Annotated in this window: 12 protein-coding genes and 1 tRNA gene; 6 read left to right on the top strand and 7 right to left on the bottom strand. The window is 40.8% G+C overall.

What is annotated here, in order from left to right:
• Window positions 1-58 precede the first annotated feature (58 nt).
• Window positions 59-1861 carry a glycerophosphoryl diester phosphodiesterase membrane domain-containing protein gene (locus IGI69_RS11400; protein WP_244733313.1) on the bottom strand — a complete coding sequence of 601 codons (1803 nt, stop codon included), beginning with the start codon at window positions 1859-1861 and terminating at the stop codon, window positions 59-61.
• 261 nt (window positions 1862-2122) lie between these two features.
• Between IGI69_RS11400 and IGI69_RS11395 the strand changes: the two genes are divergently transcribed.
• Window positions 2123-3424 (top strand): ISL3 family transposase, encoded by a 1302-nt coding sequence (locus tag IGI69_RS11395; protein WP_438740869.1) that lies wholly within the window; start codon window positions 2123-2125, stop codon window positions 3422-3424.
• Window positions 3425-3545: 121 nt separating this feature from the next.
• Here the strand turns inward: IGI69_RS11395 and IGI69_RS11390 are convergent, their stop codons facing one another.
• The 3 genes from IGI69_RS11390 to IGI69_RS11380 form a co-directional block, all read right to left on the bottom strand.
• On the bottom strand, window positions 3546-4145 hold the full coding sequence (locus tag IGI69_RS11390; RefSeq protein WP_005229140.1) for a TVP38/TMEM64 family protein: 600 nt from the start codon (window positions 4143-4145) through the stop codon (window positions 3546-3548).
• 188 nt (window positions 4146-4333) lie between these two features.
• Window positions 4334-4804, bottom strand: a complete 471-nt coding sequence (locus tag IGI69_RS11385) for a threonine/serine exporter family protein (RefSeq protein WP_016608602.1) — start codon at window positions 4802-4804, stop codon at window positions 4334-4336.
• The gene (locus tag IGI69_RS11380; RefSeq protein ID WP_010749694.1) at window positions 4801-5559 is read right to left on the bottom strand and encodes a threonine/serine exporter family protein; all 759 of its coding nucleotides are present in this window, start codon (window positions 5557-5559) and stop codon (window positions 4801-4803) included. The genes IGI69_RS11385 and IGI69_RS11380 overlap by 4 nt, the downstream gene beginning before the upstream one ends.
• A 278-nt stretch (window positions 5560-5837) precedes the next feature.
• Here IGI69_RS11380 and IGI69_RS11375 point away from each other — a divergent pair, with 278 nt between their 5' ends.
• Complete coding sequence (locus tag IGI69_RS11375; RefSeq protein ID WP_010749693.1) at window positions 5838-6404, top strand: TetR/AcrR family transcriptional regulator; 567 nt, start codon at window positions 5838-5840, stop codon at window positions 6402-6404.
• A gap of 84 nt (window positions 6405-6488) precedes the next feature.
• Window positions 6489-6576: transfer RNA gene (locus tag IGI69_RS11370), tRNA-Ser, on the top strand.
• A gap of 214 nt (window positions 6577-6790) precedes the next feature.
• Here IGI69_RS11370 and IGI69_RS11365 read toward each other — a convergent pair.
• Complete coding sequence (locus IGI69_RS11365; RefSeq protein WP_438740866.1) at window positions 6791-7450, bottom strand: Ltp family lipoprotein; 660 nt, start codon at window positions 7448-7450, stop codon at window positions 6791-6793.
• Window positions 7451-7678: 228 nt separating this feature from the next.
• Here IGI69_RS11365 and IGI69_RS11360 point away from each other — a divergent pair, with 228 nt between their 5' ends.
• Window positions 7679-7867, top strand: coding sequence for a hypothetical protein (locus IGI69_RS11360; RefSeq protein ID WP_438740864.1), 189 nt, complete (start codon window positions 7679-7681; stop codon window positions 7865-7867).
• A gap of 59 nt (window positions 7868-7926) precedes the next feature.
• On the opposite strand, the gene IGI69_RS11355 is transcribed toward IGI69_RS11360, so the two are convergent.
• Window positions 7927-8076 carry a hypothetical protein gene (locus IGI69_RS11355; RefSeq protein WP_005229155.1) on the bottom strand — a complete coding sequence of 50 codons (150 nt, stop codon included), beginning with the start codon at window positions 8074-8076 and terminating at the stop codon, window positions 7927-7929.
• A gap of 465 nt (window positions 8077-8541) precedes the next feature.
• On the opposite strand from IGI69_RS11355, the gene asnB reads away from it, so the two are divergent.
• Window positions 8542-10437, top strand: a complete 1896-nt coding sequence (gene asnB, locus IGI69_RS11350) for an asparagine synthase (glutamine-hydrolyzing) (RefSeq protein WP_151196513.1) — start codon at window positions 8542-8544, stop codon at window positions 10435-10437.
• A 54-nt stretch (window positions 10438-10491) separates the two neighbouring features.
• On the opposite strand, the gene IGI69_RS11345 is transcribed toward asnB, so the two are convergent.
• Entirely contained in the window at window positions 10492-11295 is an 804-nt protein-coding gene (locus tag IGI69_RS11345; protein WP_005229159.1) for a Cof-type HAD-IIB family hydrolase, read from the bottom strand.
• 261 nt (window positions 11296-11556) lie between these two features.
• Here IGI69_RS11345 and IGI69_RS11340 point away from each other — a divergent pair, with 261 nt between their 5' ends.
• A complete protein-coding gene (locus IGI69_RS11340) occupies window positions 11557-12996 on the top strand; it encodes an NCS2 family permease (protein WP_005237180.1) in 1440 nt (479 codons plus the stop codon).
• The last annotated feature ends 15 nt before the right edge of the window (window positions 12997-13011 follow it).

The following is a 13011-nucleotide window of genomic DNA, read 5'->3' as shown; positions in this document are numbered from 1 at the left end:
ACTAGCAAAAAATGCTGCTCAACGGATCACCGTGAGCAGCATTTTTCTTTGTGTGAGATCAGCCAACGCCAATCACGAAATTCAATAGTTTGTCTGAATAAGTCATATCTTCTTCCGACAAACTCAACTCTTCATTTAAAATCCCCATTTGGTCAGTAATGATCCCGTCTACACCGTAAAAACGCATTCGGCTGATAGTATCCGCATCATTGGGGGTCCAAACGAACACTTCCTTGCCATCGGTCCGGGCAGAAGCGATGAAGTTGCGGTTGATCGTACTGTATTCCATTGTCAGAAAGTCGGCACTGGTCAGTGGCGGCCCTACGACATTGAAAGGCATGATGTATCCCGACGTCAATTCAGGCGCCTTCTCTTTTAATTCTTCAACAACTGTATAGGAGAGACTTTGCATAATATGCCCATTTGCAACTAAATCCTCTTGGTATCGTTCTAAGAAGGCATCTACGAGTGCCGCAGTATCTTTTTGTTGGGTTTTGATCTCCACCAGTAATTTTTGGTCCAACTGATTGGCAAGCGCCAAGTACTCGTCAAAAGTTGGAATACGGGCTGTCTGGTTGTTTTCTGAAACCGTCAGTGATTCGGCGTAACTCAAGGGCAATTGCTCGGGTTTTCCTTTGCCGCCTGTCAAAGGCCGGTAAGAAAAATCATGGTAGACAATAAAATGACCATCACTTGTTTGCTGGACGTCCATTTCCACGTAGTCCGGCTGATATTTCTCACTAGTAAAACGTAACGCTTCAAGGGAATTTTGGACCCCTTGTCCGTCGCTTACCCCTCGATGGGAGATCGTTACCGGATGGATCGAAGCAGCTGAGGTCAGATAGTTCATATTATACAGACTAACCCCAACACCAAAAAGTACCGTGACCAAGGTAAACAAGGAACTTTTCAGTCCTAGAAAATGTCGCTGGTTCAATGGTTCTTGGTGGAACCACGAAGGGATCTCTGGTAAAAAGCCTTCATCATCCATGAAATCAACGATGATGTAAAAAATAGCCACGGTCGATAAAATGACATTCAGTAACAAAATAAACTGCAAGAAAGTCATAATAAAAACAGCACTATACAACGCATAGTCCGGTGTAACAACTTCAATCACCGCTTGAAGGGTAATCAGCAGCGTGAAGCCCAGAGTCGTGATCAATAAGATACTACCACCGATAAAGACAAATTGACCAACGATGGCAAAAAAACGGCGTTTTGTTACTTGGAGGCTTTCTTTGATCGCTTTTCGAAAGGGCAGATCACGTAAAATCATTTCCGGTAAGGCAAAGATCACGCGAATCCCCAAGTAAATCAACAAAACATAAACCAAAAGCACTGCCCCGATGATCAAGACACGATTGGCAAAAATAAAGTCCATGATAAAAGCAGGGATTTTGATTTTTGCGAGTAAATCCGAATTAAAACTCAATCCACCGATGGGTAAAATCAGTAAGAAGTAAAAAAGGAAAAATAAAAAGGTCATCGGCCGTAATTTGCGCAATTGCAAAATAGTCATTCGTAACAATTGCCGCAAGCTGATGGGCTGCTTCTTTTTGATAAAATAGACACTCAGCAGCAAGAAAGTAAATTCAAAAAAGACGGCTAATAAGATCAAAAGCAAAATCAGGGTTAATGAGAGCAACACAACAGGGTGATCTGTAAAGATACTACCGATATTATCGAAAGAAAGGTAAGGCAAGCCGCCGCGCTTTAAGACGAACTTGGTGGAAGCCGATAATATCGGGATCACTAAGAACAACAAGGCACCGTGCATCAATAAAACATCACGGAAGTAGGCATTGCTGTCTTTCAAAAAATCCCAAGTGTTGACTAAGCTGTTTTTTAAATAATTCATGGTCGTCATCCTAACAAAAGTAAGTATTTTGGTTCCTATTTATTCTAAAAAGGCGGAAAAAAAGAGTCGAACAGTTTCAGAAGCACATTCGCCACAGGTATAGATCCCTGTATGAAAAGGGTTCTACAATATTTAGTGTTGGTGGAAAATCTACGGATTTTCTACTGACACTTTTTTTGTAAAAAAAGATAGAAAAAGAGATAGCCTAACTGGTAGAATTTAGTCGACTAAAACAAAACCACACCAAGAAAGGATATCTCCATGGATCATTGTACTAGAAACTTGTTAGGTTTAACAGATGAAAATTTATTCTTCGAAGAAGAATGGTTAGAGACTATAGAAGAAGAGGGGTTTCGCACCAATCTTATCCATGCCAAACTTAGCTATATACCAAGCCATTGCCGTAAATGTGGTATCAAAAATGAAGGACAAATCATCAAGAATGGCTCACATAAAACAAAAGTCCAACTTTTGCCTTATCGAGACATCAAAACAGAATTACGCTTGGTACGTACGCGCTTTTACTGTAAAGAATGTCAGTCGACATTCAACGCTCAGACCAATTTGGTGGATGAAAACTGCTATCTTTCAAAGGAATTAAAGGTTCAAATTGCCTTGGAACTGGCGAAGAATACAACAAGAAAAGAAATTGCCGATCGCTATTTTGTCTCTGACGTAACCGTTCTGCGTGTCCTACACACCTGTTTAAAAACGTATCATCCTCGTTTTGATACATTACCTTCGGTCCTTTGTTTTGACGAGTTCAAATCGATGAAGTCCTGCAGTGGAAAAATGAGTTTTGTCTTTATGAATGGGCAGACCCAGCAATTAATCGGTGTATTGGAGAATCGTCGCCTGGCTTTCTTAAAACCATATTTCCTTAAATTCACTCGAAAAGCACGAGCGAACGTGAAATACGTCGTGATGGATATGAATGCCCCTTATTTTGAACTTGTAAAGGCGGTCTTCCCAAACGCCAAAATCGTGACCGATCGCTTTCACATTGTCCAACAAATCACTCGTGCGTTAAATCAGTTGCGAATTAAAACAATGAATAGCTTTCAAAAAACGGAACCGACAAAGTATCGACGATTGAAGCGATTCTGGAAATTACTCCTTAAGCATGCCTATGATCTGGATAGTTCCAATTATCAATATGATCGATCCTTTCGTAGACCAATGACGCAAAAAGCGATCGTCGATGAACTTTTGAGTTATGACGAGCAATTAACAAGGGCTTACGAGACCTGTCAGCTCCTCCTCTATCACCTTAAACACAAGGACAGCCAAAGCTTTTTCGATACGATCAACAGCTTAGATCAACGCCTCCCACAATGGTTTTGTAAGAAGCTGACGTTTTTAAATAAATACAAATTAGGGATTCAATATGCTTTAAAAACCAGGTATAGTAATGGTGCATTAGAAGGAACAAACAACAAGATAAAAGTGATAAAACGAGTAGCCTACGGCTATCGAAATTTCCATAACTTTCGAGCAAGAATTTATCTCATTCAAGGATTGATCTTCCAAGTAAAACAAAAACCAGTTAAGCACTCTGCCTAACTGGTTATGACTAAATTTTCAGTTGTATCTTTCTCTACCAACACTAAATGTCGAAGAGCCATGAAAAGCAGCTCCTTCATGTTCGGCTCAATGAATTGATCGTTTTTCTTACCTATTTTTCTTATCCGCCTAACAAACCAGTTAAGAATGTTCCACCATAAATCAAAGCCATGCTGTACAAGAAAATTGAAGCAGGTTTTGCCAACAAAATAATCAGCGTAAATTTCTTCACTGTCATGTTGGTCAAGCCAGCCATTAGACAAAGGGCATCATCTGGGGCGACTGGTAGAAAGATTGCAAGGGCGAAAAGTTTTTCAAATCGGCTTTGGTTATCTAACCAGCCAATATATTTATCGTAAGTTTTGTCACTGATCATACTTAAAATGAATGGTTTACCGTATCGTCGGCCTAGCAGGAAAATAATGACAGAACCAATACTGATTCCTACATAGTTATAAACGAATCCTAGATAAGGACCGAAAATCAAGACACCTGCAGCGCTGGAGACACCACCGGGAATGATCGGGATCACTACTTGCAAGATCTGCAAAAGGATAAAGACGATTGGTCCTAAGATAACGGAATTTCCAACTAGACCTCGCAGTGCATTAATGTCTTTGAAAACACCTAGATTGATAAAATAGATCGTTAATGCGATAGATAAACCTAAGCCAATAATAGAAATCGTATTAATGATACGACGAGAAGTTGCTATGCTCACAGGACTTCATCTCCTTTATGTTTCATAATCCCACTATACGGGGTGAGACCAGAAAAATCCAGTAAAACAAATGACAAACGTCAAACAGTTTTGTAAGGTATGCCTTTATTATAAAAGAAGTCCGAAAAGAAAACATTGTACTAAAGTCTGAAATAAGAAAAATTTATAGTTTCTGCGCACCAATAGTTTCAGGAGATTTTTTTATCTGAGGGATGTTTTTTCGTTCGCTTCATTTGCCAACGATTAACAATCTTTTCGACCACACTCGTCATCATGAAGCCTCCAGCGATCGCCCCAGCGGTGATGACAACGATCATCAGATTTTCAAAGCCGACAAAGTTGTCGCCCAAAGCGAATTCTCGAACGGCTTTGTAGGCAGGACCACCCGGTACGAGAGGAACGAGGCTAGGAATGTTAAAAATGATCATGGGCATTTTTTTTCTGCGGGAAAAAAAGATGCTGACGCAACCGACGGCAAATGCGGCTAAGAAGTTGGCGCTGCCTAGACCGTAGCCAATCGTTTTCAATGACCAATAGATCATCCAGCCAACCGTTCCAGCAATGCCTGTTGCAACTAAGGCTCTTTTAGGAATATTGGTCAAGATACCAAAGGTCACGGTGCTTAAAAAGCTAAAGGAAAGGTGAATAAAAATCGTCATGAGATCCCTCCAAATAAGGTGAAGACCGTGGCGATGCCAACACCGATCGCGGCAGCTGTGAAAATAGCTTCAGTTCCCCGAGCAGTCCCACTGATGAGATGGCCTGCCAAAATATCCCGAAAGGAATTGGTGATCGCTACACCAGGAACTAAGGGCATGACGGCACCGATAATCAAATTATCGACGTTTTGTGCGACATGAAGAGAGACCGCTAGAAGAGACAAAGTACCGATCAGTAAAGAGGCGCAAAACATATCCAAAAAGCGGATATCGATGACTTTTTTGACCCAATAGGCGCATAAAAATCCCAGACAGCCAATGACAAACGTTGCTAGAAAATCAAACCAAGCACCGCCGAAAATAATCATTAAAGTACTGCTGACCACGCCCGCACTAAACACCTGCAGCCAATAAGGAAAACTTGGTGTCGTTGGATTGACCTTTTTTAATGCCTCGTGCAGTTCCACTAACGAGATTTTTTTTTCAGCATAGGCACGGGACAATCCGTTGACGGCAACAATTTTTTCGAGATTGATGACTCGATCATGAACATTTTCTACTTGTGCATAGTGGCTACTGCGTAAGCCCATAAAAAGTCCAGTTGCTGTTACATAACTAATGCTACCTTGCTCCCCGGCATTTGCTGCAATTCGATTCATTGTATCTTCCACTCGATAGACTTCCGAGCCGTTTTCCATCATGATTTTTCCTGCCAACAAACAGGTCTCCAATAATAGCTCTTTTGATTCAGCCATTTCCAAACTCCTTTTTCAATCGAATTTGCGCACTACATTCTTAGTGTACAATTTCAGCGAGTTTTCAACAAGGAAGAAAAGTAGATTTGAAAAATAACTAGCAGTCAATGCGTAGGATTTTTTGTGATAAATGAAAGGAGAAGCACTTCTTTTAATTAGTAAACATTCGTTTTTAATGAACAAAGTGAATAGAAATAAGATAACGGATGGAGTGTTTTATTTTAAAAAAATGAATATCTCGGTTACAATTAAATAAATATAAAAAGGGGGATTTATTGATGCGAAGGAAGGTCTATACAAGAGAACACATTTTGAAGGCCGCTTATGAACTGATCAATAGAGAAGGTTTTGGCAATTTTACGGCCCGGAATATCGCTAAGCACATGGGAATTTCTACTCAACCGATTTATCTTGAGTTCGAAAATATGCAGGACTTAAAAAATACCTTGGTGGAGGCTGTTTTCAAAGATTTATCGGAAAATGTTTTTCCAGTTGTTCGAACAGGAGACAAACTTGTTGATTTAGGCCTGAATTATATACGCTTCGCTCAAGAGCAGCACAATCTCTACATCGCCCTTTTTATCGACGACTATGGCGGTGGGAAATTGATGCATGATTTTTCATCGACCTATTTCAAATCCTTGATCAAATCAGAAGAAAAATATGCGGATCTTTCAGAAGATGCGGTAAATGCACTACATAATGGCGCATGGATCGTTGTGACTGGTTTGGCTTCCTTAATGTCGGCGGGTATCATCACACCCACCGATGACCAGATTATCAAAATCATCAACGAGACTATTGAAGGCGTAATCGAAAAGAAAGATAGCTACATCTTCGATTAAAGAACAAAAAATCTGCATCCCATTACTTATTGGGTGCAGATTTTTCTTGACATTTTTAATAAAACTAGCGAAAATAACTGTTATGGAGAGTTGGCAGAGTGGTAATGCAGCGGACTCGAAATCCGCCGACCCGGTTCATCCCGGCGCGCAGGTTCAAATCCTGTACTCTCCTTATATCAACGCTTTGGAGCGTTTAGCCTATCTTTCGAGATAGGCTTTTTTGTTTGTTGTGGGCAGAAAAATGGGCAGAGAAGCTAACTGACTGCCGAGTTTGCTCGATGACCATCTGAAAAACCCTCAGCTTACACTCAATCGGGAAATCAACAGAAATGTACGCCAATTCGCTGGACTCTTTTTTCTTGTGGTGCGGCAACAAACGAAAAGAATCAATCGGGCAAACGTGCTAAGGCGTATTCAATTTGTTCAGAAGTAAAGCCTTCAAAGGAAAGTTGGCTCGCCACACGCTCATCTGATAAGGATAAATTTTGCGAGTAGCGAATTGCTTTTTTCAAAGCTTGCTCGTTCCAATCGGCATCCACGGTGGCTACGGCAAAGTCTGCTGCGCTCTCAGAAAAATCTTCATAGAGTAGTTGGCGTTTCAAGCTCGACTGAGAAAACGCATTGCTGGATAAGTATCTTTCTGCACGATTCAGTGCATTTCTTTCTTCACGAGAAAGTTGAGGTGTATGTTGCTCGTTGTTTGCGGGTTCTTCTTGTTGCGCACTGCTTGCTTCGTTGTTGCCAGCTGTTTGTTCTCCTTGTGGTTGTTCCATGGAAGTAGCGGCATCGCCAAAGGATTCATTTTTCCCTGATTCGTTACGTAAAGAAAGGCTTAATTGCGCAGTGATGCTATCGAAAGACGCTACATCTTGGTAGAAGGACAAGCCACCATACGAAAACAAGACAATAAAAGCGGAAGCGACAATGAGAAAAACATTTCGATCTCGTTTGTTTTTTTGAGTTATCAACCCAATATAAAATAAGATAATGCCAAAAATGAAACCGATCAAACCGATAAAAAACAAACCAGCGAAAAATATAGCCATAAGCATCCCCCCTAAGAAAACAGTTTCCTAAAGTTAATAGTACTATGTCTGGAATCAGAAAACAGATTTGTCTTTTCATGAATAGAGGAAAAGAATGATTTGACAAATGTAACGTGTATGCTATTAATGGATCATTCATATGTATTAAAGAAGTGACGCTCAAGAATTACTGGTGAAATCGCTAGTAAACGAAATGAAAGTACAGTTGTATCAGTAGGAGGGAAGAAGATGGATTTTCAAGAAAAAGATTACTTCATGCGTTACACAAAAGTTGCGGCACAGGGATTGAGCAAATTTATTAAGCAAGGATCTGTTGATGAAATCTTACAGCTAGATGAACAGCAAAGTGGACAGAAGCAAGAAGCGGATACTGCAAAAGACAAAAGCGAGCCAAAAAACAAGAAAGCACCTAGCTAATTTTTTCCTTAGCGAGGTGCTTTCAGTACGAATCGGTATCCTTCATTTGGATAAACTCCTTATGCAGTTTTTTTCAATTCTTGTACAGCTTGCTCGATCGTAATTCCAGTCGCAAAATGATTCGCATCTTTTTTATCGAAAACGATAAATAAATTCAATTTGGTATCCAGAGTTACACGATATTGTAGATCTGTGTTATAGAATGTCATAGTCATTCTCCTTTCTTAAAACTTGTCATTGAAAGGCAACGGTTAGTTGATAACGAAATTCCATAGTTAGAATAACACTTTTTTTCACATTCGTCCAATAAAACTATCAAGCGAACAAATCTGACTGATTATTTTCAGGAAATCAATGCTGAGAATGGCAGCAAAAGAAGTTTCCTGGAGTCAGTAAATTCGGGAAAAGTATCTTTGTACATTTTCAGAAAAATAGAATTCATAAAAAATTTCTTAAGAATTTTGAGGATAGCTATTTTCTTAGATAACAAATTTGTAAGATTGAGAGTATGAGTTGGTTGGAAACCTTGATATCATAAGGTTTATCTCCAAATTGTGTTTTGTGCAAAAATATATTGATTGTATTTTTTTGAAAAAGAGATCGTATCTCTTGAATTCTATGGTATGATTTACTTTAGAAAAATGAAAATGGATTATGAAAACGGATGTGAAAATATGTGCGGAATTGTCGGCTTTGTCAATTCGAAAGACCAAAAAGAAATCATTATTGAACGCATGATGGACCGGATCGTTCATCGCGGACCAAACAGTTCAGGAAAATTTACCGACGACCAAGTAGCGTTAGGGTTTCGTCGTTTATCGATCATCGACTTAGAAGGTGGCTCACAACCGATTTTTAACGAGGATCGAACAAAAGTCATTATTTTTAATGGGGAAATCTATAACTTTCAAGTGTTGCGGGAAGAATTGATCCAAGCGGGTCATGTTTTTTCTACCCATGCGGATACCGAAGTAGTCTTACATGGCTATGAGGAGTGGGGCATTGATGTTTTGCAGCGCCTGCGAGGAATGTTTGCTTTTGCCATCTGGGACACAGAAAAACAAGAGCTTTTCGGCGCTCGGGATCACTTTGGCATCAAACCATATTACTATGCGCAAATGAATGGCAGTTTTATGTTTGGTTCTGAAATCAAGAGCTTTTTGCCTCATCCAGATTTCAAGAAAGAGTTGAACCAAGAGGCGTTGAAACCTTATTTGACGTTTCAATACTCGCCTTTGAACGGAGAAACCTTCTTTAAAGGCGTTCATCGTTTGCAAGAAGGGCATTATTATTTGTTTAATGAACAGGGATTGACGATCAAGCAGTATTGGGATGCAGATTTTTCAGTGAAAGAAAATCATTCAAGAGAAGAATGGGTCGACAAAATCGATCAAGCAGTCCAGGAATCAATTGCCGCTCATCAAATCAGTGATGTTGAAGTCGGCTCATTTTTATCCAGTGGTGTCGATTCAAGTTACGTAGCTTCTGTCTTGCGACCAGATCGCTCGTTTTCAATCGGGTTCGATGACAAAACCTACAACGAAGCGATCGAGGCCCGCAAATTGACGGAAAAACTTGGTTTGAACAACACAGCAGCGGTCATCGATGGTGAAATGTCCTTTGAGGCATTCCCGTTGATTCAGTATCACTTGGACGAACCAGATTCTAACCCAAGCTGTGTCCCTTTGTACTTTTTAGCCAATCTGGCAGCACAGCAAGTGCGAGTCGTTCAATCTGGGGAAGGGGCAGATGAATTATTTGCCGGTTATGCTGCTTATGGCTTCCACACAAACTCTAAAGCGGTGCGCGTTTTTGCCCAAGGCTTGAAAAAACTGCCGCAAAACATCCGCTTTCGTTTAGGACGTCAAATCGGCAAAATGAAAAACTTCCATGGTCGAATTCATCTTTATGAAGCAACGGCACCTGCCCAAGACTTCTTTATCGGGCAAGCCCTGGTCTTTGAAGAAGAGGAAGCACTACAGCTTTTAAAACCAACGTATCAAAAAGGACCATCTGTTGCTGAAATCGTTGCGCCTCATTATGAGAAAGTCAATGGTCTCAAAGACGAGGTCAACAAGATGCAATATTTGGATCTTCATCAATGGATGCCGAAGGATATCTTGTTAAAAGCAGACAAAATGTCCATGGCGAGTTCCTTGGAATTACGTGTTCCTTTATTGGATATCGAGATGCAGAAGTTGTCGCAAACGATCCCGACGAAATATTTGATCAATCAAAACAACACCAAAGATGTGTTTCGACAAGCGTCAAACCGTCATTTGCCAAAAGAGTGGGCAAACCGTGAAAAACTCGGCTTTCCTGTACCTATAAAGGCATGGCTGAAAGAAGGAACAGGGTATGAAGCAGTCAAGAGCCTTTTTGAGTCAGACTTTGCGGCAACCTTCTTCGATCAAACAGCAATTTTACAAATGCTTGAAGACCATCGCCAAGGAAAACCGAATCTTCAGCGAAAAATCTGGACGATCTTTACGTTCTTGACCTGGTATAAAGTATTCTTTATTGATGAATCGATTCCCGAAGCCAAAGAAATCGTTTATGAAACACTTTGATTTGAATATGGCAGCAAAAAAAAAGCTGATGCGGACATCCCGCATCGGCTTTTTTTATAGACCTAAATATTTTTCCAAGTAATCGACCATGCCATCTTCCGCATTGGTTTTGTCGGTAACATCATTGGCGATCGATTTTAATTGTTGCGTGCCATTCGCCATGGCAACGCCCCAGCCCGCATAATCTAGCATCTCCAAATCGTTGTGTTCATCACCAAAAGCGATGATATCTTGTCGATCCAAAGACAAAGAATCCGCGATCACCGAAAGACCAAGTGCTTTATGGACCCCTTTTGGTACGATCTCTAAGATAGCTTGAGGTCCGCCCCATGTTCGAACATCGACCGCATCGTCGAATTGATCCTTGATACGTAAAGAAACAGATTCTGCTAATTCATTTTCGGTTTTCACCAGTAATGAAGTGGGGTCCGTTTTTAAATTTGCTAATAGATTTTTTTCGGAAGCATTGCCCGAAAAGAAAAAGTGTTGATCAAATCCACTTAGGTCATCAATGAAAAAGGTTTCGCGATTTTCTGCTGCCACAAACGTCAGCCCCAGCTGCTCTTTTTGCGCCATGAGCTCAAACGCAATTTCTCGAGAGATCGAGTGCTCCATTTCATTTGCCCAGACTTGTCGAGGTTTATGGACCAACCCGCCGTTAAAATTGACCATTGGTGTTGTGAGCGCCAATTCTTTATAGAACTGATCGCTCATACGAAAAGGTCTTCCTGTAGCGATGGTAACAAAGTGTCCCGCTTTGGTGGCGCGAACCAGTACCTCACGTGTGCGAGGGGAAAGTTGGGATTCAGTATTTAAGGTTGTGCCATCTAAATCAATGGCGATGATTTTTGGTTTCAAAAGACTCGCTCCATTCTCTTATGGTAGTGGCTTAAGTGTAACATATTTCTGTCATTTCACAATACAAGTAAGTTTTCGATAAGTTTTCATAATATTTACAAGGCAAAACACGAACATTAAACGTTTTTGGTTCGTTTTATTCGGAAAAAGGTTTGAAAAGCGAAAATTATTCCCTTATAATTTGTAATTGTTCGATGAAAAGCGCAATTATTCATTTTTTCTTTTCATAGAAACGATTAAAGTTCAGGAGTGAAACATAACATGGAAAAGTTTTTCAAATTAAAGGAGAATAAAACGACGGTTTCCACAGAAGTGATGGCTGGGGTCACCACCTTCTTCGCGATGAGTTATATTTTGTTTGTGAATCCGACGATTTTATCTGCTGCAGGCATGCCGTTTCAAGCTGTTTTCTTAGCAACGATCATCGCTTCAGTGATTGGTACCCTGATCATGGGCTTATTTGCAAATGTGCCTTACGCGCAAGCACCTGGAATGGGCCTTAATGCATTCTTCACCTTTACCGTCGTTTTTGGTTTGGGGTATACGTGGCAGCAAGCATTAGCGATGGTTTTCATCTGCGGCTTGATCAACATTTTTATCACGGTCACTCGTATCAGAAAAATGATCATCCATGCGATTCCAGAAAGCATGCAGCATGCAATCGGCGGCGGGATCGGGATCTTTGTGGCTTATGTAGGGATCAAAAATGCCAACTTGCTAAACTTCAGTGCAGACACTGCCGCAGTGACGGGTTCAGTTGTCGACGGTGAGACGATCGTGAGTGCCAATTTTAATGGGGGGATCGTCCCAGCTTTGGCGAATTTCAATAATGCACCTGTTTTGTTAGCAGTGATTGGTTTAGTAGTGACTACTTTATTAGTGGTGAAAAATGTTCGTGGGGCAATTATTTTTGGTATTTTAGGAACGACGATCATCGGTATTTTGATGGGTGTGGTGGATTTAAGTGCCATTGATTGGCACGGGAATTCATTAGGAAGTTCCATCAGCGAACTAGGCATCACATTTGGCGCTGCGTTTGGCTCTGAAGGAATGGGCTCACTATTCAGTGATTCTGCCAAAATCCCTCAAGTAATTATGACGATTTTAGCGTTTAGCTTATCAGATGTCTTTGATACGATCGGTACCTTTATCGGGACTGGACGTCGTACAGGGATCTTTTCGAAAAAAGATGAAGAAGCGGTTGAAAACAGTAACGGGTTGAACACGAAGATGGATAAAGCCCTTTTTGCAGATGCCGTAGCCACTTCTGTAGGTGCCATTGTAGGGACCTCAAATACAACGACTTATGTGGAATCAGCAGCTGGTATCGGTGCTGGTGGACGCACGGGCTTGACTTCTGTTGTAGTGGCAGCACTCTTTGCAATCAGCAGTATCTTTTCTCCACTGATCTCAATCGTTCCCGCACAAGCGACAGCACCAGCGTTGATCTTAGTTGGGGTAATGATGATGGCTTCGTTTGCAGACATCAAGTGGACCGATCTAGAAGAAGCAGTTCCCGCTTTCTTCGCGTCTATTTTTATGGGCTTGTCTTACAGTATTTCCAATGGGATCGCTGTTGGTTTCATTTTCTACGCATTAGTGAAAGTAGTGAAAGGAAAAGCCAACGAAGTGTCTCCGATCATCTGGGTCGTCAATGCGTTGTTTATCCTAAACTTTGTCATTTTGGCTTTGATCAGTTAAGTTTAATGAAGAAAA

This window comes from Enterococcus sp. DIV1083b (genome assembly GCF_051713705.1).
Taxonomy (GTDB): Bacteria; Bacillota; Bacilli; order Lactobacillales; family Enterococcaceae; genus Enterococcus_D; species Enterococcus_D casseliflavus.
This window is presented reverse-complemented; position numbering and strand designations above follow the sequence as displayed.